General features: G+C 41.3%; 19 protein-coding genes. 8 read left to right on the plus strand and 11 right to left on the minus strand.

Annotated elements, in window-relative coordinates; translation table 11 throughout:
* Positions 1-211: 211 nt before the first annotated feature.
* The 6 genes from I2I13_RS23075 to I2I13_RS23100 all read right to left on the minus strand — a co-directional run bounded on the left by I2I13_RS23075 (position 212) and on the right by I2I13_RS23100 (position 8,148).
* Positions 212-1,759, minus strand: a complete 1,548-nt coding sequence (locus tag I2I13_RS23075; RefSeq protein WP_195650647.1) for a lipopolysaccharide biosynthesis protein — start codon at positions 1,757-1,759, stop codon at positions 212-214.
* A 58-nt stretch (positions 1,760-1,817) separates the two neighbouring features.
* Entirely contained in the window at positions 1,818-3,131 is a 1,314-nt protein-coding gene (locus I2I13_RS23080) for a UDP-glucose/GDP-mannose dehydrogenase family protein (RefSeq protein WP_195650648.1), read from the minus strand.
* A 20-nt stretch (positions 3,132-3,151) separates the two neighbouring features.
* Positions 3,152-5,581 (minus strand): polysaccharide biosynthesis tyrosine autokinase, encoded by a 2,430-nt coding sequence (locus tag I2I13_RS23085; protein ID WP_195650649.1) that lies wholly within the window; start codon positions 5,579-5,581, stop codon positions 3,152-3,154.
* Between the two features lie 9 nt (positions 5,582-5,590).
* Positions 5,591-6,352: a polysaccharide biosynthesis/export family protein gene (locus tag I2I13_RS23090; RefSeq protein WP_195650650.1), complete on the minus strand. Its 762-nt coding sequence runs from the start codon at positions 6,350-6,352 to the stop codon at positions 5,591-5,593.
* Between the two features lie 38 nt (positions 6,353-6,390).
* Entirely contained in the window at positions 6,391-7,797 is a 1,407-nt protein-coding gene (locus tag I2I13_RS23095; protein WP_195650651.1) for an undecaprenyl-phosphate glucose phosphotransferase, read from the minus strand.
* 201 nt (positions 7,798-7,998) lie between these two features.
* Entirely contained in the window at positions 7,999-8,148 is a 150-nt protein-coding gene (locus I2I13_RS23100) for a hypothetical protein (RefSeq protein WP_167511822.1), read from the minus strand.
* 161 nt (positions 8,149-8,309) lie between these two features.
* On the opposite strand from I2I13_RS23100, the gene I2I13_RS23105 reads away from it, so the two are divergent.
* Together I2I13_RS23105 and I2I13_RS23110 are read left to right on the plus strand one after the other, a co-directional pair.
* Positions 8,310-8,939 (plus strand): BT4734/BF3469 family protein, encoded by a 630-nt coding sequence (locus tag I2I13_RS23105; protein ID WP_195650656.1) that lies wholly within the window; start codon positions 8,310-8,312, stop codon positions 8,937-8,939.
* Positions 8,940-8,968: 29 nt separating this feature from the next.
* Complete coding sequence (locus I2I13_RS23110) at positions 8,969-10,801, plus strand: DUF3987 domain-containing protein (RefSeq protein WP_195650652.1); 1,833 nt, start codon at positions 8,969-8,971, stop codon at positions 10,799-10,801.
* Positions 10,802-10,934: 133 nt separating this feature from the next.
* Here I2I13_RS23110 and I2I13_RS23115 read toward each other — a convergent pair whose 3' ends face one another.
* Positions 10,935-11,153: a DUF4248 domain-containing protein gene (locus I2I13_RS23115; RefSeq protein ID WP_004297475.1), complete on the minus strand. Its 219-nt coding sequence runs from the start codon at positions 11,151-11,153 to the stop codon at positions 10,935-10,937.
* A gap of 220 nt (positions 11,154-11,373) precedes the next feature.
* On the opposite strand from I2I13_RS23115, the gene I2I13_RS23120 reads away from it, so the two are divergent.
* From I2I13_RS23120 to I2I13_RS23130, 3 genes are all read left to right on the plus strand, one after another.
* Positions 11,374-11,862: a DNA-binding protein gene (locus I2I13_RS23120; RefSeq protein WP_148366283.1), complete on the plus strand. Its 489-nt coding sequence runs from the start codon at positions 11,374-11,376 to the stop codon at positions 11,860-11,862.
* 129 nt (positions 11,863-11,991) lie between these two features.
* Entirely contained in the window at positions 11,992-12,099 is a 108-nt protein-coding gene (locus I2I13_RS23125; protein WP_004297473.1) for a smalltalk protein, read from the plus strand.
* A gap of 4 nt (positions 12,100-12,103) precedes the next feature.
* A complete protein-coding gene (locus I2I13_RS23130; protein ID WP_148366281.1) occupies positions 12,104-12,529 on the plus strand; it encodes an N-acetylmuramoyl-L-alanine amidase in 426 nt (141 codons plus the stop codon).
* Here the strand turns inward: I2I13_RS23130 and I2I13_RS23135 are convergent.
* From I2I13_RS23135 to I2I13_RS23150, 4 genes are all read right to left on the minus strand, one after another.
* A complete protein-coding gene (locus I2I13_RS23135) occupies positions 12,522-13,271 on the minus strand; it encodes a polysaccharide biosynthesis/export family protein (RefSeq protein WP_148366279.1) in 750 nt (249 codons plus the stop codon). The genes I2I13_RS23130 and I2I13_RS23135 overlap by 8 nt on opposite strands.
* 32 nt (positions 13,272-13,303) lie before the next feature.
* Positions 13,304-13,882: a UpxY family transcription antiterminator gene (locus tag I2I13_RS23140; protein WP_148366277.1), complete on the minus strand. Its 579-nt coding sequence runs from the start codon at positions 13,880-13,882 to the stop codon at positions 13,304-13,306.
* A 336-nt stretch (positions 13,883-14,218) separates the two neighbouring features.
* Positions 14,219-15,184 carry a tyrosine-type DNA invertase cluster 3b gene (locus tag I2I13_RS23145; RefSeq protein ID WP_195650653.1) on the minus strand — a complete coding sequence of 322 codons (966 nt, stop codon included), beginning with the start codon at positions 15,182-15,184 and terminating at the stop codon, positions 14,219-14,221.
* A 102-nt stretch (positions 15,185-15,286) separates the two neighbouring features.
* Positions 15,287-16,258, minus strand: a complete 972-nt coding sequence (locus tag I2I13_RS23150) for a type I phosphomannose isomerase catalytic subunit (RefSeq protein ID WP_148366271.1) — start codon at positions 16,256-16,258, stop codon at positions 15,287-15,289.
* Positions 16,259-16,517: 259 nt separating this feature from the next.
* Between I2I13_RS23150 and I2I13_RS23155 the strand changes: the two genes are divergently transcribed.
* Genes I2I13_RS23155 through galK form a run of 3 tightly spaced genes read left to right on the plus strand, consistent with a single transcriptional unit; the run spans position 16,518 to position 20,182 of the window.
* Positions 16,518-17,615: an aldose epimerase family protein gene (locus tag I2I13_RS23155; protein ID WP_074556472.1), complete on the plus strand. Its 1,098-nt coding sequence runs from the start codon at positions 16,518-16,520 to the stop codon at positions 17,613-17,615.
* 50 nt (positions 17,616-17,665) lie between these two features.
* Positions 17,666-18,976, plus strand: a complete 1,311-nt coding sequence (locus tag I2I13_RS23160; RefSeq protein ID WP_074556471.1) for an MFS transporter — start codon at positions 17,666-17,668, stop codon at positions 18,974-18,976.
* A 51-nt stretch (positions 18,977-19,027) separates the two neighbouring features.
* Positions 19,028-20,182: a galactokinase gene (galK, locus tag I2I13_RS23165; protein WP_195650654.1), complete on the plus strand. Its 1,155-nt coding sequence runs from the start codon at positions 19,028-19,030 to the stop codon at positions 20,180-20,182.
* The last annotated feature ends 46 nt before the right edge of the window (positions 20,183-20,228 follow it).

Here is a 20,228-nt window from a genome sequence, read left to right on the forward strand (position 1 = left end):
ACACAGTCATTTTATACAGATAGAAATAAATACAAACAACGTAAAAGTCATAGTATATGTATATCACTATTAGAGAGGCATTGATATCGATTAATGGGTAGATAGATAACTCAAAAACAGATTTTTGTATTACTAAATAAAATATGAAATTTCTGCCTACTGACAGTGTTTGTAATACTTGTATCTAATAAGATTTTCAATATTGACTATTTTAGCCAATTTTTCCAGGCAATGGCCTATTGATTAATTGCTTTAACTTACTATTTAAGATATTACGCTCGTTCGAATTCAAACCAAAGATATAAATCAAGATAACAGTTATTACAAACGAAACAATTGCTGTAACAAAGAAATTTAGAAATGAAGTTTCAAAACAATCTCTCACATATTGAGAAACAATAAAGCTAGCAAAAGCAATCAGCACATTCCGGAATACAATCGAAAATGAGAAAAACTTTAAGCTATATGCTGGAATCATTTTTTTTAAGATAATGAATCTAGCAAAAAGAGCTATTAATGTAATTAAAATAGTAGGATACATAGCTGTATAAGGAGCCCCACCCAATTTTAAAATTAAATAAGCACAAGGAAGTTCACACAACATAATTACACAAATCATAATTTGAAAAACTTTAATTTTCCCTGTCGCCTGAAGAGCTGTCACAATAGGATTTGCCATAGCTCCAATAAGAGAAGATATCATCACCAACCTAAGAAAAAGTCCTGTATACTCTGGAACACTACCTAGCCATATTTTTAATAAGTAGTCGATATTGATAAAAAATGGTATTGTAATTATAGATAATAAAAAAAACGAAAATCGACTACCTGTATAGACAAGTTTAACAGATTGTTCTGTTTTACCACTAGCATACTGTTTAGTAATTTGAGGATTTAAAGCCATGATGAAATTGCCTGCAAAATTACTAATAATACCATTTACTTGTTGAGCTATACCCCTTGCTGCATTAAGCGTTGTACCATAAAATAAATTCAATATAATATTTGACCCTTGATCTCTAAAAGTAAATCCAAAGTTGCCAATAATACTCCAACTGGTGAAAGCAAACATTTCTCTAAATAGTCTTTTATCTCCAATTACTGTTGTTCGGGATTCTTCAAAGTTATGCCTACAATATAACACATATATACAACTAGTTATAGTCGAAGTACATAACATTAAAATTGAATAGGTAATAAGCTTGTCTATCAGAACTATCAACAATACATAAACAATTAATAGCTTCAAGATCGCCTCTAATATACTAACATAGGCAAAAGCTTTCATTCGTTCATGAGCTACAATACAAGCATTAAATGGTACACTAACAATAGTTAATAAAAAGATACCGATAGAGCACTGATAAACCCAATTAGCAGCAATCATTCTATCTGCATTTATATTCAACTGAGTGTTCACAAACCATAAGCCAATAGTTTCTCCAATAATTAATATAATAACTGCCAACGTGCAATGTGCCATAATAGATGTCGCAAATACTTTTTTAAGTTTCTGGATATTGTTACAGCCTAATTCATAAGAAATAAAACGCTGAGAAGCACCTACCATCGCAGAGTTAAGAAAAGATAACATAGATACAATTCCTCCTACAAGGTTATAAATGCCATAATCTTCAACCCCCAACGTTTGGAGAATAACTCTACTTGTATATAATCCAATGATAATAACAACTATCATTCGTAAATATAAAAATAAAGTATTCTTAGCTATACGCTTATTATTAGAACTATTACTCATTTAAAATAATTATAAGATATAAAATCTACATTGTACTTGCAGATATTAAATGAAAAAATTATTTCTCCCCAATCCGAGTATAAACAAATCCCATCTCCTCCAGCTCCACACGATTCCAAATATTACGCCCATCTACAATATACTTACCGTTCATAACCTTCTGAATAACGTTCCACGTAGGCAGACGGAACTGGCGCCATTCAGTCATCAACAACAAAGCTTCAGCACCAACTGCACAATCGTAAAGGTTTTCAGTATAAGTCACTACATCACCAATGCGACGCTTACACTCGGGCATTGCAATAGGGTCAAACACACGGACAGTTGCCCCGTTCTTCAGTAGTTTGTCTATTACTACTAAAGCTGGAGCTTCACGCATATCATCGGTTTCCGGCTTGAAAGCCAAGCCAAGCAAAGCAATAGTCTTTCCTTTTACATCACCCATCAGGATGGTAAGTTTATCGTAGACAATACTCTTCTGACGCTCGTTCACACGCTCTACAGCTTCAATCACCTCCATATGATAGTTGTTATCAATTCCAGTATGTACCAGAGCCTTTACATCTTTAGGAAAACAGCTACCACCGTACCCACAGCCTGCATATAAGAACTTTTGGCCAATACGTCCATCGGTTCCAATACCCCGACGCACATGATCTACGTTAGCCCCTACCCTTTCACATAGATTAGCTATGTCATTCATAAAGCTAATACGGGTAGCAAGCATAGCATTAGCTGCATACTTGGTCATCTCTGCGCTAGGAATATCCATAAAGATAACACGGAAATTTTGAAGTAAGAAAGGCTGATAGAGCTTAGTCATTACTTCCTTTGCTTTCTCGCTTTCCGTACCCACTACCACGCGATCAGGACTCATAAAATCTTTGATAGCTGCACCTTCTTTCAAAAATTCAGGATTACTAGCTACATCGAAAAGTACATCCACTCCACGTTTTTTTAACTCCTCTTGAATAGCAGCTTTTACCTTTTGAGCGGTGCCTACAGGTACAGTTGATTTAGTCACCAGAATGGTATACTTATTGATATTTTGTCCAAACTGACGAGCTACAGCAAGCACATATTTCAAGTCGGCACTACCATCTTCATCTGGCGGAGTTCCTACTGCAGAAAAAACGACTTCCACATTATCTAAAACATCTGTCAAATCCGTTGTAAATTTGAGTCGTCCATAGCTAACATTGCGTTTTACCAATTCCTCCAATCCTGGCTCATAGATAGGCATTTCACCTGCTTTCAGTTTATTAATTTTATTTGTGTCTACATCCACACAAGTTACAGTGGCACCCATTTCGGCAAAACAAGTACCAGACACCAAGCCAACATAGCCTGTGCCTACGATCGCTATATTCATATATTGTTATTGTTAAGTACTTACTTTTTTTCTTCCTTTACTTTATGTTCCCCATAGCCATAACCATAGCCATAACGCTTACCATAGCCATAGTACTTGCCATATTTACCATAACCATAGTAATAGCCATACTTCTTTTTTTGAAGATCAAGACCATTAATAACGGTACAGATATTGGGAAGCTTATTATCAGCAGCCAACTCATTAATCAAGGTAAACTCTGCTTTCCGAGTATAATCAGCACGACATACATAAACGGATAAGTCAGCTACACGCCCTACAAGCAAAGTATCAGTCACCATACCAGCAGGGGCAGTATCCAAAATCACATAATCAAAGTTCTTTTTCAATGTTTCAATCGCTTTATCTAAACCATCACGAGCCAATAATTCCGTAGGATTAGGTGGTACTGTTCCACCAGGAAGAATATATAAATTCTTACTAACATCCGAAGGCTGAATGAAATCCATTAGATTCTTCTCCGGATTTGACAGGTATTGGGTAATTCCTTGCTCCTTTCGGGGGATATTAAAAATCTTATTCAAACCGGGTTTACGAATATCAAGCCCTACAATTACTACCCTCTTTCCTAATAAAGATAGACTAATCGCAAGATTTGAAGAAATAAAAGACTTACCTTCACCACTAACTGTCGAAGTCACCAGAATTACTTTCTGACCATTTTCAAGTATAAACTGTAGATTAGTACGGACATTACGAAAAGTTTCACTCATTAGAGTATTCTGATTCTCAAACACTGCAATAGAGCCTGTTTTTTCATCAGTCAAAGGTACATCACCGACAATAGGTAGACTCGTTAATTTCTCAACATCACCACGCCCTTCTATTTTGAACTTAGTCAGACCAAGTAAGAAAATAACACCAATAGGCAATCCCACTCCTACCACTAAAGCAATCATATAAATCATTTTAGGCTTTGGGGAAACCGGTCCACCTTCAGCTGCCGGCTCATCAATAATCTTAGCATTATTGGCAGTAGCAGCTAAAGTGATAGCATTCTCCTCACGTTTCTGCAAAAGCATCAGATAAAGTCCAGCCTTAATTTCTTGTTGACGCGCAATACTCACATATTGACGTTCTTGTCCCGGCGCATCACTGATACGGCGAGAAAAACGACTTGCTTCACGATCCAAATCAGCCTTCACAATAAGCAAACCTTGTAAAGTCCCATCAATAGCAGCTCGTACATTCGCCTTCATAGCACGAATACTCGTATCCAGATTTACAACCATCGGATTACTCTCCGTAGAAGTACGAAGTAAACGTTTGCGTTCAATAATCAACTCATTGTAACGATCAATTTGAGTAGTTAAACCATTATCAGATAAACCAATATTACTAGGTAACACCTCATAGTCATTCGATGGATTATTTATATATTTACTGAGATCACGAACCAAGTTAATCTGTGTACCATTTTCTACACGTTTTTTTTCATATTCAGCATTTCCTTCAACTGCTAATTGAGCATCACTACCAATATTAGTTAAACCTGCATTTCTCTTAAATGATTCCAATTTATCCTCCGTACTTCCAAGTTCTTCATCAATAATCTTAATACGTTCATTGATAAATTCCTTTGTTTTTTCTGCAACTTCATTCTTATCATTATTCGTATTCCGATTATACATTTCCATTAACTTATTGATAAAGTCCTGTCCACGTTGTATATTCGTATCCATCAGAGAAACAACAGCGACAGAAGTCGTTTTAGAAGTAGGTTCTATATTTAATGCCCACTGATAGACTTTTGCCACTCTAAACGGCTGACTGATTATAGCATTAATATTTCGTACTACACCTTGTCCTTCAATCTTCCCATTCGACAAAGAATCTTTCAGTGTAAACCCAAATGTACCGACATCTGTTGGTAGCACTGCCGGAAGTTTTTCAAAATGTTCACTATATTCATTCAAACCTACTTTCAAATTGACTTCCAAATTACCTTCAGGAGTCAGTTTCATATCAACCAAAGCATCACTCGGCAGTTTATCCGCTTCCTGCGCCGTTAGATTAACGATTACTGGAGAAGTTTTATAAAGTTCCTCTTTAGGAAACTCATCCTCATCATAATAAGTAATATAAAGTTCGAGATTATTAATAACTTCTTTCAATATTGTCTTTGAACGTAGTACTTCTATCTCGTTATCAATACTCTGCGCAGAAGTAATCATTCCACCTAATCCCAAACTTTCTATATCAGCAGCATTTCCGCTCCCACTCTTTTTATCATCTTTAATCATGATAGAAGCAGAAACTTGATACACAGGAGTCTGAAAATGTAAATACATCCAAGCACCAACCAAACAAACTAAAACGGAAGCTACAAACCAAGGCCAATGAATTATATACTTAAAGAGAAGTTCTTGATAATTTACTTTTTCTTCATCTAGTTCATTCATATTATTATCATACAAATTTTCTTTCATTATTAATCACTATTTTAATAAAATTACCAATATATTTGCTAGTGAAACCAGAATAGAGGTACTAGACAGCCATAATCCCGTATTAGTTCCTATATCCGAATTCTTAGCCTTAGTCTTATTAGGTGTCACATAAATTATATCATTCTGCTGTAACTGATAATAAGGAGACAGTACCGTTTCAGCCTTATTCAAGTCCATAGTAATAATTTCCTGTTTATTATCTTGCCCTGTTCGGATTAATTTCACATTATCACGCATACCATAAATGGTCAAATCACCTGCCATTGCAAGGGCTTCCAACAAATTAATCTTCTCGTTAGAGACTACAAAGCTGCCTGGCTTTGTAACTTCCCCCAATACCGAAATCCGATAATTAACAATACGTACAGTTACAAGCGGTGCTTCTTTCAAATAAACTTTCAATTTCTCTATAATCAAGTTTTCTATTTCCAGTTTAGTCAATCCACCTACATGAATCTCGCCCAATACCGGAAAGTTGATATTTCCCTGATTATCTACCAAATATTGCTGTGGAGCATCAGTACCCGAATTTTCCAGATTGAAAGGTGCAGCCAGTTCCGGAGTGGAACAAGACACGGCAATCGTCAACAAATCCTTTGGCATTACCTTCACACCTGTCTGATGAACACTCTGTTCTGTATCATTCACAAAAGCTGTATCTTGCAAATAAGGCACTTTCTTGTATGCTTGGCAGGATACCAGCAAAAAAGTAAGTAACAAGCAAAGAGTCAATCCAGCCATTTTTTTCATAACCGCCTATAATTTTTAGTTTTTAATCTTTAATTATTTCAATAAGCCTCTTTATCCCCGCGGATGACATTATACACAGTTTTATACATGATATATAAATCCAAAAGAAACGACCAATGCTCAATATACCAGATGTCACGTTGCACGCGTCCTTCCATCTGCCAAAGCTCTTTTGTTTCTCCACGAAAACCTGTCACCTGTGCCCAACCTGTAATACCCGGTTTCACAAAATGACGAACCATATATTTATTTATTAAATGGGAATATTCTTCTGTGTGCTTCAACATGTGCGGACGAGGACCCACTAAAGACATATCCCCTTTCAGTACATTAATAAATTGAGGAAGTTCATCCACATTCGTCTTACGAATCAAATCACCGATTCGGGTTTTACGAGGATCATGTTCGGTAGCCTGTAATGTATCACATAGAGCATTCACCCGCATCGAACGGAATTTATAGCACCAAAATTCACGACCATCTTCACCACTTCGTTTCTGTTTGAAAAAGACAGGTCCAGGAGAACTTATCTTTATAGCCAGTCCCACAATGACATATATAATCGGGAAAAGGGTACAAAGGAACAGTAGCGAGCAAATAATATCAAAGCTACGTTTCACAATGCGATTTTCCAATAACTCTAGTGGCTCACGACGGATAGAAAGTACCGGAACATTACCTAGCATTTCAAAATGCATTCTCCGTTTCAGATAGTTCCGGACATTGGGAACGCTGAAAAAACGAATCAGATGGTTCTCACAATAGTTGATAATCGGCACAATTTCAGCACTACGGGCGGAAGGAAGACTGCAATAAAGCTGGTCTACTTTTCCCGCATTACGGGTCAAATAATCAACGGCTTCGCATGGCTGTCCCAAATATGCTACATTCATAGGATAGCGGTCTGATGGAGAATCTTCAAAATATCCCAGTACCCGAAATCCGGATGTCGGATCATCCGTCATGGAATGATAAAGTTCCTGCATATTTTCATGGCTACCCACCAGTACTACCTTTCGGACATTTTCCCCACTTTTGCGATAAAGCTCCAGAATATAACGAAACGTCAGGCGATAAGAAATAATAACGATAATGAGAACTACGTAAAATGCCCCCAGCTGACGCAGGTTAACACATTCAAAATGGAAAATATATGAGAGTCCCAACACCATCAATACAAAAGGAATCATGTTCCGTGCCACTCGAAGCATGATTTGCTCCGGACGAACCACCGGACGATGAAGGATCACTCCGGAACGAATGTTGCAAACCAGATAACATAAAGTCATCAAAGCCATGCTCTGGAAAAGAGGCATGGAAAACTCAAAAAGGGAACGGTTTCCCCAAAGAGAATCGAATACCCACAACAGTAAGTTCAGTAAGATAATGTCCCCTAAAAGGACAAAAGATTTTAGGACTTTATTAAAACGTTGGACTTCCTGCATAATATTATTTATCTTTTTTCATTCAATCATCATATGCTAGCTCTACCACTCCATTAGTACAGTTTTTATCATTGTTAGCAAGTTCCTCTTTCTTCTTTTTCCTGTACCGAAGATACATCAATGCCCACTTTTCTATTTTTTCAAGAATTTCTTCATCGGTAAGAGCGTTACAATAAAAATCAAGAATACCTTCGTAATACTTCAGATGTTTATCGGAGCCCCCCTTAGATCAGAGTAAGTCGTATGCCCCATGTGCATAGCATCACACATTGCTGTAATATTCACCCCCGCACGTCTCAACTCCTCCTCAATCAGGATTCCTAAAGCCTCGTGGCGAATTTCGTTTCGCATGTCCATTTCTTTGTTTTTTGTTAAATATGTAAGTTTCACGTTAATTATTTTCACATTGTTCCCGACATGTCGGGAACAGCATTTTAAAATCTTTGCTGATCTTCGCCCATGCTTTTGAAAGACAAAGCAATTACTGAATTAAAAACTTAAAAAATTAAATGATGACAAACGATTTCAGAATGTCTTATTTCATGCCTCCCATTGCTCCCATCAAAAATGAACAGGGACGGATTGTTACTCCTGCAACACTTATTCCCTCCTGCGAAGTCTCCGTAGAGCAAGTTTTTCAAATGATAACCTGCAACGAGAATCTCAAAATCCTGACCGGACAAGTACGCAATTCCGAAGATATACGGACCGCAAAAGCATCACTATTGCCTTATGTGACTCCCTGTGGTACGTTCTCGCGTCGAAACAGCAAATGTTTCGTAGCTTCTTCACATCTGGTGGTGGTAGATATCGACCATCTCGACTCCTATCAGGAGGCAGTGGAAATGCGCAGCGCATTGTTTAATGACCACCTTCTGCATCCTGTACTCACGTTTATCAGTCCCAGTGGACGGGGTGTGAAAGCATTCGTACCCTACAATCATTTACCCATGGCTAACGACACAAACAGTATCATCGAAAATATGAAGCTGGCAATGATGTTCACCGTGCTGCTCTATGGTACGGAAACACCTTCTCCATTCGGAGAAAAACGCAAAGGGGTAGACTTTTCCGGTAAGGACATTGTAAGGTCTTGCTTTCTTAGTCATGATCCGGGAGCGTTGTTTAGAAACAGTAAATAATTAGATATTAAAAACTATAAATTAAAATTATGGACGAAATTGAATCGTTATGCCGCCTCTGTGAGGCGGTTGAAACTGCAGGAGCGGATATTGCCCCTACGTATGCTGAATATGTACAACTGGCGTTCGCCATCGCAACCGATTGCGGAGAAGCTGGACGCGAGTTTTTCCATCGGTTGTGCCGGGTGTCTGCCAAGTACGAACGGGAACATGCCGAACGGATATTCTCCAACGCACTTACTACCCGGCATGGAGATGTCCATCTGGGCACTGCATTCCATCTTGCTGAAAGGACGGGTGTAACTCTCTGCAAAGAGGAAATGATGAACCACCGGAAAAATGCAAAAAATGCAGAAAATACACCGGCCAAAAATCTCACACACACGCACGTATATAATAAGGTGGACAATGAAGAACCGGACGAATCCGAAGAGCTGCAGGACGGTAGTGAACCGAACCAGCCATTGCCCTCTTTCACCGAAGCGGACTGGCCGAAAATCCTGTTGCTCATCATGAGTTATGCCACCAGCCCCACACAGCGTGATGTCATGCTGCTCGGAGCATTGACCGCCATAGGTGCCAGCATGGAGCGATATGTGAGATGTCCATACGCCGGCAAACTCCAGTCTCCTTGCCTGCAAAGTTTTATTGTAGCTCCTTCCGCCTCGGGTAAGGGAATTCTTTCGTTCATCCGGCTGCTTGTAGAACCTATTCATGACGAGCTCCGCCAACAAGTAGCGGAAAAGGTCAAGGCCTACAAGAAAGAGAAAGCCGCCTATGATGTCATGGGAAAGGAGCGCTGCAAAGTAGAAGCTCCTCAAATGCCCAAGAATAAAATGTTTCTCATTTCGGGTAATAACACCGGAACGGGTATTCTGCAAAATATCATGGATGCCAACGGCACAGGGCTTATCTGCGAAACCGAAGCGGACACCATCTCTGCAGCTATCGGCTCTGAATACGGACACTGGAGCGATACGCTCCGCAAAGCGTTCGACCACGACCGTCTGTCGTACAACCGACGCACCGACCAGGAATACCGGGAAGTAAAGAAAAGCTATCTTTCCGTCCTGCTTTCCGGTACACCCGCACAGGTAAAACCACTTATTCCATCGACAGAGAACGGTCTCTTCTCGCGCCAGCTGTTTTATTATATGCACGGTATATGGACATGGATCAACCAGTTTGAAAGTGGCGAAACCGATCTGGAAGCTGTCTTCACAGACATAGGTCTGGAATGGAAAAAGCAACTGGACCTGATGAAAGCACACGGGCTTCATACGCTCCGGCTCACTGATGAACAAAAGCAAGAGTTCAATGCTCTCTTTGCCGATCTGTTTTTCCGTTCGGGACTCGCCAACGATAACGAAATGAGCAGTTCCATAGCCCGACTGGCTGTCAACACGTGCCGTATCATGGCAGAAATAGCTATGATGCGTGCACTGGAATGCGACCAGCCTTATCAGTTCAAAGGTTCTTCCGCCCCTCTGCTGACTCCTGACAAGGAGATTGCTGCCGATAATATCAAAGACAGCATTATCACCCGTTGGGATATGACAATCACCGCTGAAGATTTCCATGCGGTGCTGGAGCTTGTAACTCCGCTCTATCGTCATGCCACACATATCTTATCTTTTCTTCCTTCCACAGAGGTCAAACATAGAGCCAATGCTGACCGGGATGCACTTTTTGAAATAATGGGCAACCAGTTCACCCGCACACAGTTGTTGGAACAGGCTGAAAAGATGAAAATCAAACCTAACACTGCTCTTAGCTGGCTGAACCGTCTGATAAAAAAAGGATTGCTCATCAATACAGACGATAAAGGCGTTTATACGCGCACACATGTGTGCGTGTGTTAGGGAGCCCCCGGAAAAAGTGCATTTTTTGCATTTATATAACAACAGGACGTTTCATGAAATCTAAAGCGGCGCTTTAGAGGTGGTAAAGCATAGCTTTACGATTGCTAAAGCGGTGCTTTACTTTTCCGCTCTTCTAAGGTTCTCCCAAGGCGTCTACAATCACTCTCACCTCCAACGGGGTGAATGAGCGGCGCTTTGATTCGTAACCTAAGTCGTACAGACGTTGCAGAAGTCCGGGACATAAAGAGATCCATTTCTTCATCTTTCGATATGCAGCAATGTCAGTTAGTTCCGGAGAATAAAGTTGAGCCAGTTCCATGCGGCCGTAGGCACGTATTTTGAATTCGTTCATAATGAATAAGTTTCTGATTTACAGTTACAAAAATAACAAAACATATCCACATATCCTACGTTTTTCCATTGAATAACCGACTGTTACTGCGCATAATTGACAACAATCGTACGCAAGCGCATACTATTGATTTTTCAAGGTTTGAGGGTAGTATCTTTGTATTGTCGAAAGGAAAAAGAATCCCTCGGACACGATGTTTAACCCTTTAATTTATTGTTTTATGATCCGTTACAAAATTTATCAAAACCAACAACAGAAAGGCCTGAATGCAGGCAAGTGGTTCGCCCGTGCAGTAAGCGACGAGACGTTTGATTTGGCAAAGCTTGCCGAGCATATGTCGAAGCACAATTCACCGTATTCCGGTGGTGTCATCAAAGGTGTGCTTTCCGACATGGTTGACTGTATCAAAGAACTGCTGCTGGATGGCAAATGTGTGAAAATCGACGACCTTGCCATCTTTGGTGTGGGCATCCGCAGTAAGGCGGCTGATACGCTGGAAGATTTCTCACTGGAGAAAAACATCACTGGTATGCGTCTGAAAGCCCGTGCTACCGGTAATTTGTCAACCACCAACCTGAAACTCGACAGCCAGTTGAAGCAGCAGGCCGAATATCAGAAACCGACAACTGCCGGAGGAGGTTCTGATTCGGGTGACAACCCTGATCCGAAACCGGATGGTGGCGGTGAAGCGCCTGATCCGGCTGCTTAAAGGATTCACCACAGAGGACACCGAGGACACAGAGTTTTTTCACCACAGATTATTTCTTTCCTCTGTTTCCTCTGTGTCCTCCGTGGTGAATAAAAAAACTATTATCAATTTATTTAAAACTTCTTATCTATGAGTAATTCATCATCTCCCCGCTCCGTATGGAGCTTCATCATCAAAGTGATTATCACCGTTGCCACCGCTATCGGAGGTTTGATCGGAGTACAGAGCTGTATGTAGTCCTATGCGTACCATCACTCTGATTATCATTCATTGTAGTGCCACGCCGGAAGGAAAGTCCCTTTCGGCGGAGGCTTGCCGTCAAGATCATATCTTGCACCGGAGATTCCGTGACATCGGCTATCATTTCTACATCACCCGGGACGGAGAAATCTGCCAGGGTCGTCCTCTGGAAAAGGTCGGGGCACACTGCCGTGACCATAACACCCATTCGATAGGTATTTGTTATGAAGGAGGGCTGGATATGGCAGGACGTCCCAAAGACACGCGTACATTGGCACAACGGGCTTCTTTGCTCGGTCTGCTCCGCGAATTGAGGAAAATATTTCCTAAGACGTTGATTGTAGGCCATCATGATTTGAATCCGATGAAGGAGTGTCCGTGTTTTAATTGTACGGAGGAGTATCGGGAATTAGGTGGTATTATCTAAGTATATTGACCAGCAAACTGGCAATAGACACCAGGATGGAAAATCCCGAAACCCACATCGTCGTACTTGTTCCTATGTCTGCGCTCTGCGCTTTGGTTTTATTAGGAGTGACATACAGGATGTCATTCTGTTGCAACTGATAATAAGGAGAGATTAACAAATCCGCGTCGTTCAGATTGAGTGTAACAAACTGTTTATGCCCATTCCTGTCTTCGCGGATTAGTTTTACATTATCACGAACACCATAAATTGTCAAATCTCCTGCCATGGCAAGTGCTTCGAGCACATTGATCTGCTCATTCACCACCGGATAAACACCGGGGGAAGCCACTTCTCCCAGAACCGAAACTTTAAAGCCGGACATACGGACTACTACCGTAGGACGTTCTTTCACGTAAGATTTCAGTCTCTCCGTTATCAGATTTTCAGCTTCACGACTTGTTAAACCGGTTAAAGAAAGTTTACCTAAAACCGGATAGTTGATATTCCCCTGGTCATCCAGCAGAAATGTACTGCCTTGTTCATTGAATGGCTGCGAAACAACCGGATCAGAAGTGGAAACAAAAATGGAAACCTCATCGCCCGGTATCAGTCTTGCGTCCTGAACAGGTGCAACTTGCGTATTCGCCTGTTTCAAAATCTCCGCATCCTGTAAATAAGGTACTTTCTTATAGGACTGGCAAGCCGAGAAAAAGAAGAAAAAGAATATCAGTGCAAAAGCACCGGATAATTTCGTATTCATGTAAATGGTGGATAAATAATGACTGACGGGTATTAGTTTTTCTCGCAAATAGCCTCGACATAACCAATAGGCATATTAACGCAAGCGCATCCCAGCATATTCAGCCGGACAGCAATCTTGCTTTTGCCATCGACATTGACCAGTTCACCAACCAGCCCGGTCAGAGGTCCTTTCACAACACGAACCCTTTCACCACGTGCCAAAGGAGAACTGTTCATACAAATAGCTTCCTCTGAATAGTCGAGCATGAAACGGAAACGAGCCATCTGCTCATCAGGGATCACCGCCGGAGAACTCTCACCGCGCATCACCATATAACGGCTAACAGTAGAGAAACCCAGAACTTCTTTGCGTTCTTTCGGATTTACATGCACAAACACCATCATGGGCAGAAGAACGGACTCAACCATCTTGCGCCGGTCACTCCACTGGTGAATTTCTTGTTGGACAGGAACGAAATTCTCAATCCCCATTTTAGATAAACGCTCGGCTACTTTCTTCTCGTGGTGCATACGAACCAGAGCGACATACCAGCGTTTAGAGTGTGCTACGCCTTCCCCTGTCCCATCACTAGGCCCAGCACTAATTGATTTTGGTTTTGTTAAAATCATGTTTTTTTACCCCATGTTATTCCGTTACTTCTTAGGTAACGGACAATACATACACAAGGCACGCATCTCAATAAAAATGGAAATCACATATAGGAATAGGGCACAAGAATGGAACTGCCTAATACTCAACAGGAAAAATCCAGAGATTAGGCAATAAAAAAGTATAGAGCATGAAAATTAGATTATTTCATGTTCGGATAGTTTTTTTCCTTATATTTCAGATAAAACGAAAAAAAGTGGAAGAATATTTGCTTACTATCTATGTTTTTGTCTATCTTTGCGTCAAATTTAAGTTCCGTTACCTAAGAAGTAACGCACATATATCAATACTGACTACTAGCACTTTACACTTTTCTTTCTGTCTACACAACAGTTTCTGACGTAAGATAAATTCCCTTTATTTACCTCTGTACGTTCTTTAAGTCCAAAGCCTTTTAAATAGATTTGTGTTGTTTTTATAGATTTATGGCCCAATGATTCACTAATCATTTCAATAGGTACTCCCCGATACTTCGCTGTCGTTGCCCAAGAATGGCGAAGTGTATAGGAAGTGACGGGAGATTGCAGACGTAAGGCTCTAGCCAAGTCTTTCAAACAATTATTGAACTGACGGAGAGCGGACTGATATTCCCGATACCCTTTTTCATCCTGACGTTTCTGTTTGCCGCTAAGAATGTCAAACAGATAATCCGGACGATCGGGTTGGGCATCTTCCCTGTTACGGAGCTGGTTGATCATTTCCCTGGCTGTATCAAGCACTTCCACACTCATCGGAGTTTTGGTTTTGATACGATTATACCGCAACACATTCTGATCCAAAGCCGATTTCTCCAAATGAGCCAAATCGGCAAACGACATTCCACAAAACTGGAACATCAGGGCGGCAATAGCCTGTGTACGACGCAATCGCTCCGACTTTGGATCTTCATATAGAAGCTTATGCAATTCGACAGCAGGCAGGGCTTTTTTCTGGCGGATATCCACACCTGTATAAACATCATGAAACAGTCGCGGCACATAAGACGCAATACCTGCTTCCACTCCCCGGTTGTAAATGCTACGAAGCATACGCATATACGTAGAAATCGTGTTGGGCTTCAAACCACACTCGTAAAGGTACTGCCCGTAACGCCGTAAACTTTCCCGGGTGACTTGTCTGAACGACACATTGAGCGTGCCGCAAAACTTGCTGAAAGAGAAGAGAGCATTCTTGTAAACATGTGCTGTAGAATGGCGTCCCTCCTTTCGCAAACGGCCGATGTAGAACTCTGCACACCGGCTAAATCCATTTTTGTTCCTCATTACATCATTTATTATTTTATATATTTCAAAAAAAATCATCCGGCTTTGTCCATCATGAGAACGGAACAAAGTCGGATGAATTCCATTTTGTACGATATTATCTTACACGTATGTTTCCAGCAGTTTCACATTTCCTCCTTCGGGAGTGATTGTGACATCTTGCGTGGTAGCAGGCAACAGGATAGTTTCTCCTGCACTGACAGTCAGTTCATTACCTTCATTGTCTCTCATCTTGCAGGATCCTTCCATACAAATAAAGATTACGAATGAATCGAGTTCGGAATAGTCGCAACTGATTTCTTCAGTCATGTCATACAGAGAAGTCGTGAAGTAAGTGCAAGCAACCAGTTCTACCGGTTCGTCCTTCAACGGTTCGTATTTAGTGCGATAGTCATCCAAAACCTCATAGTTGATGGCTTCACGGGCTAAATCGGTGTGAAGTTCGCGGGTTTTGCCATTCGCATCTTTACGGTTGAAATCGTAGATACGGTAAGTTATATCAGAGGTCTGCTGAATCTCGGCGATGAAAGAACCTGCCCCGATGCTGTGCACACGTCCGGCAGGAAGGAAGAATACATCACCCGGATGAATTTCATATTCCTGCAATACGTCGGTAATCGTATTGTTCAACACGCGTTCTTTATATTCTTTCGGGGTAATCTGTTCAGAGAACCCTGAACGCAATTTAGCTCCTTTGTCGGCATCTACCACATACCACATCTCGGTTTTTCCCATCGAATTGTGGCGTTTCTTCGCCAACTCATCTGTCGGATGTACCTGGATTGACAAATCCTGTTTGGCGTCGATGAACTTAATGAGCAGTGGAAATTTATTGCCGAAACGAGCATAATTCGCTTCTCCAACCAGCTCCTCGCGATACTTTCTGACCATATCGGCCAAGGTTAGACCTTTATCCGGACCATTAGCCACTACGGATTCATTGTTCTCAACGCCAGAAATCTCCCAGCTTTCTCCTACTCCTTTCAAGTCTGAATTCAAATGCTTGAATGGAATAATTTTGTCGCCCCCCCAAAGCGTCTGCTTCAGAATAGGTTCGAATTTTAATGGATACATTTTTGTTTTTCTTGTTATAAACTTAGATTAAATTCGCTCGGATTGTTACAATCCGGCAACAAACATACAAAAAATAGTTCAGTTTTTAAGAAAAGGAGGATGAAAATTCATTTAAGAAAGCATCTTTTATTCTTGCATTCGAAGAAGATGAAGTAATAAAGCTAAACTTTCCTAAAGCATCTACTATATTTAGCCGGAATAATTTGTGAGTAAGAAAGAATTTCCCTTTATTTGCAGGAAAATTTTAATAATACCAGACATGAATAACACATTCCCAACAGAAGGGAATCTATCAGGGCTTAGCCGGAAAGATTTCCAAAAGGATATAAATGATAAGAAAACTGATTTATTTATCCTCAAAAACGCAAAGGGAATGGAAGTAGCTGTAACCAATTACGGATGCGCCATTCTTTCTATCATGGTACCGGACAAAAACGGTAAGTATGCCAATGTAATCCTCGGACACGACAGCATCGACCACGTCATCAACAGCCCGGAACCTTTCTTAAGCACTACTATCGGACGCTACGGCAACCGTATTGCGAAAGGAAAATTCACTTTGTTCGGCGAAGAACATGAACTCACGATTAACAACGGACCTAACTCTCTGCATGGTGGACCTACCGGTTTCCACGCCCGTGTATGGGATGCTGTCCAGATTGATGAGAGTACGGTGCAATTCAACTATGTTTCTGCCGATGGCGAAGAGGGATTCCCCGGCAATCTGGAAATAGAAATGACCTACCGCCTGGACAACGAAGTAAATGCACTGAATATCGAATACCGAGCTACCACCGACAAAGCTACAGTCGTTAACTTAACTAACCACGGTTTCTTCAACCTCGCCGGTATTTCCAACCCTACTCCTACCGTCAACAACCACATCGTTACGATCAACGCTGATTTCTATACGCCTATCGACGAAGTTTCTATCCCTACCGGTGAAATTGCCAAAGTAGAGGGTACTCCGATGGATTTCCGTGCCCCGCACACTGTAGGCGAACGTATCGACGACAAATTCCAGCAACTGATTTTCGGTGCAGGATATGACCACTGTTACGTACTGAACAAGTTGGAAAGCGGTTCGCTCGATCTGGCTGCCACTTGCAAGGATCCGGAAAGCGGACGTATCATGGAAGTATATACCACCGAAGCGGGTGTACAACTCTATACAGGCAACTGGCTCAACGGATTTGAAGGTGCACACGGAGCTACATTCCCTGCCAGAAGCGCTATCTGCTTTGAGGCACAGTGTTTCCCGGATACTCCGAACAAACCGCATTTCCCATCGGCTACTTTGCTGCCGGGTGATGAATACCAACAGATCACTGTCTACAAATTTACGGTAGAAGAATAAGATTTGAAAAATAACTAACCTAATTTTATAAACTAACATTTTTTTGAACCATGACACAAGAAAAAAAGAATGGAAAAATCATTGCGATCATTACGATGATTTTCCTTTTCGGTATGATTTCATTTGTTACTAACCTCGCTGCCCCTATGGGTATCGTATTGAAAAACCAGTTCGACGTATCAAACGCATTAGGTATGCTGGGAAACTTCGGAAACTTTATTGCTTATGCAGTAATGGGTATTCCGAGCGGCATCCTGTTACAACGCGTGGGCTATAAGAAAACAGCACTTATCGCAGTAGCTATCGGCTTCATAGGCGTAGGTATCCAGTTTTTATCCGGCCATTCAAGCCCGGAAATGGCTTTCGCTGTTTATTTGATCGGTGCATTCGTAGCAGGTTTCTCTATGTGTTTGCTTAACACTGTTGTGAACCCGATGCTGAACAAACTTGGTGGCGAAGGTAACAAAGGTAATCAGCTTATCCAGGTAGGTGGCTCTTTCAACTCTGTAATGGCTACCATTACTCCGATGTTTGTAGGTATCCTTATCGCCGGATCTATCGAAAAAGCTACTATTTCTCAAATATTCCCTGTGATGTACACCGCTATGGCTGTGTTCGCTTTCGCATTCTTCGTGCTTTTGTTTGTACGCATACCAGAGCCTAACGCCGCTACCGCAACAGAACCTATCGGTAAATTGATGAAAGGTGCTTTGAAGTTCCGTCATTTCGTCCTGGGAGCTATTGCAATCTTTGTATATGTAGGTATTGAAGTAGGTGTACCGGGAACTTTGAATTTATTCTTGACAGACCCTGTAGAAAAAGGTGGAGCAGGTATCGCTTCTACAATCTCGGGATTCGTAGTAGGAACATACTGGTTCCTGATGTTGATCGGACGCTTGACAGGTGCTTCTCTTGGTGCTAAAATCTCCAGTAAGGCTATGCTTACATTTACTTCTGCTTTAGGTTTGATTCTGGTATTCCTTGCCATCTTCTCATCTACAGAAACAATGGTTGATCTACCTGTACTTCAACAAAGCGCTACCGGTAGTTTGTCATTCGGATTTGCAGAAGTTCCTATCAATGCCATGTATCTGGTATTAGTGGGCTTATGTACTTCTATCATGTGGGGTGGTATTTTCAACCTTGCTGTAGAAGGTTTAGGTAAATATCTGGCTGCTGCTTCCGGTCTGTTTATGGTACTGGTATGTGGTGGAGGTATCTTACCTGTAATTCAGGGATTAGTAGCCGATATCGCTGGTTTCATGCCTAGCTATTGGGTTATTATCGCCGCTTTGGCTTACCTGTTGTTCTACGGTCTGGTAGGTTGCAAGAATGTAAATAAGGATATTCCTGTGGAATAAACAATCACATAGAATAGAATTCAATTTATTCACCTTTAAAATATAAATATCATGGATACAGAATACGTAAGAAGTCGATTCATTAAACACTTTGACGGAACTACCGGCTTTCTATATGCTTCTCCGGGCCGTATCAACCTGATCGGCGAACACACTGACTACAACGGTGGATTCGTTTTTCCGGGAGCGGTAGATAAAGGGATGATTGCTGAAATCAAACCGAACGGTACTGACAAAGTAAAGGCTTACTCTATCGACTTGAAAGATTATGTGGAATTTGGCTTGAATGAAGAAGATGCTCCACGCGCCAGCTGGGCAAGATATATTTTCGGTGTATGCCGTGAAATGATCAAACGTGGCGTTGACGTGAAGGGATTCAATACTGCTTTCGCAGGTGATGTGCCTCTGGGTGCAGGTATGTCTTCTTCTGCTGCTTTGGAAAGTACATATGCTTTCGCATTGAACGAACTGTTCGGTGAAAACAAGATAGATAAGTTTGAATTGGCTAAAGTGGGTCAGGCTACAGAACATAACTATTGTGGTGTGAACTGCGGTATTATGGACCAGTTTGCTTCCGTATTCGGTAAAGCAGGCAGCTTGATCCGTCTGGATTGCCGTTCACTGGAGTATCAGTATTTCCCATTCCATCCGGAAGGTTATCGCCTGGTTCTGATGGATTCAGTGGTGAAACACGAATTGGCTTCTTCTGCTTACAACAAGCGTCGCCAAAGCTGTGAAGCTGCTGTTGCGGCTATCCAGAAAAAACATCCGCACGTAGAATTCCTGCGCGACTGTACAATGGCTATGCTGGAAGAAGCAAAAGCTGATATCAGCGCTGAAGACTATATGCGTGCAGAATACGTAATCGAAGAAATCCAACGTGTACTCGACGTTTGTGAAGCATTGGAAAAGGATGATTACGAAACTGTAGGTAAGAAGATGTACGAAACTCATCATGGTATGAGCAAGCTGTACGAAGTAAGCTGCGAAGAACTCGACTTCCTGAATGACTGCGCTAAAGAATACGGTGTTACCGGTTCACGCGTGATGGGTGGCGGATTCGGCGGTTGTACGATCAACCTTGTCAAAAACGAATTGTATGACAACTTCGTTGAAAAAACAAAAGCTGCTTTCAAAGCTAAATTCGGCAGAAGCCCGAAAGTGTATGATGTAGTAATCGGCGACGGTTCCCGCAGACTGGAATAAAATTCATTCGAAATTAAATAAGTAAGAAGGGCGGCTTCCTAGATCG

The sequence above is a fragment of the Bacteroides sp. D55t1_190419_B8 genome (assembly GCF_015558905.1).
Taxonomy (GTDB): Bacteria; Bacteroidota; Bacteroidia; order Bacteroidales; family Bacteroidaceae; genus Bacteroides; species Bacteroides vicugnae.

Bases quoted from the DNA above. Each gene is read 5' to 3' on its own strand.
- I2I13_RS23075 (WP_195650647.1), bottom strand. From the start codon at position 1,759: ATGAGTAATAGTTCTAATAATAAGCGTATAGCTAAGAATACTTTATTT.
- I2I13_RS23080 (WP_195650648.1), bottom strand. From the start codon at position 3,131: ATGAATATAGCGATCGTAGGCACAGGCTATGTTGGCTTGGTGTCTGGT.
- I2I13_RS23085 (WP_195650649.1), bottom strand. From the start codon at position 5,581: ATGAAAGAAAATTTGTATGATAATAATATGAATGAACTAGATGAAGAA.
- I2I13_RS23090 (WP_195650650.1), bottom strand. From the start codon at position 6,352: ATGAAAAAAATGGCTGGATTGACTCTTTGCTTGTTACTTACTTTTTTG.
- I2I13_RS23095 (WP_195650651.1), bottom strand. From the start codon at position 7,797: ATGCAGGAAGTCCAACGTTTTAATAAAGTCCTAAAATCTTTTGTCCTT.
- I2I13_RS23100 (WP_167511822.1), bottom strand. From the start codon at position 8,148: ATGCGAAACGAAATTCGCCACGAGGCTTTAGGAATCCTGATTGAGGAG.
- I2I13_RS23105 (WP_195650656.1), top strand. From the start codon at position 8,310: ATGACAAACGATTTCAGAATGTCTTATTTCATGCCTCCCATTGCTCCC.
- I2I13_RS23110 (WP_195650652.1), top strand. From the start codon at position 8,969: ATGGACGAAATTGAATCGTTATGCCGCCTCTGTGAGGCGGTTGAAACT.
- I2I13_RS23115 (WP_004297475.1), bottom strand. From the start codon at position 11,153: ATGAACGAATTCAAAATACGTGCCTACGGCCGCATGGAACTGGCTCAA.
- I2I13_RS23120 (WP_148366283.1), top strand. From the start codon at position 11,374: ATGATCCGTTACAAAATTTATCAAAACCAACAACAGAAAGGCCTGAAT.
- I2I13_RS23125 (WP_004297473.1), top strand. From the start codon at position 11,992: ATGAGTAATTCATCATCTCCCCGCTCCGTATGGAGCTTCATCATCAAA.
- I2I13_RS23130 (WP_148366281.1), top strand. From the start codon at position 12,104: ATGCGTACCATCACTCTGATTATCATTCATTGTAGTGCCACGCCGGAA.
- I2I13_RS23135 (WP_148366279.1), bottom strand. From the start codon at position 13,271: ATGAATACGAAATTATCCGGTGCTTTTGCACTGATATTCTTTTTCTTC.
- I2I13_RS23140 (WP_148366277.1), bottom strand. From the start codon at position 13,882: ATGATTTTAACAAAACCAAAATCAATTAGTGCTGGGCCTAGTGATGGG.
- I2I13_RS23145 (WP_195650653.1), bottom strand. From the start codon at position 15,184: ATGAGGAACAAAAATGGATTTAGCCGGTGTGCAGAGTTCTACATCGGC.
- I2I13_RS23150 (WP_148366271.1), bottom strand. From the start codon at position 16,258: ATGTATCCATTAAAATTCGAACCTATTCTGAAGCAGACGCTTTGGGGG.
- I2I13_RS23155 (WP_074556472.1), top strand. From the start codon at position 16,518: ATGAATAACACATTCCCAACAGAAGGGAATCTATCAGGGCTTAGCCGG.
- I2I13_RS23160 (WP_074556471.1), top strand. From the start codon at position 17,666: ATGACACAAGAAAAAAAGAATGGAAAAATCATTGCGATCATTACGATG.
- galK (WP_195650654.1), top strand. From the start codon at position 19,028: ATGGATACAGAATACGTAAGAAGTCGATTCATTAAACACTTTGACGGA.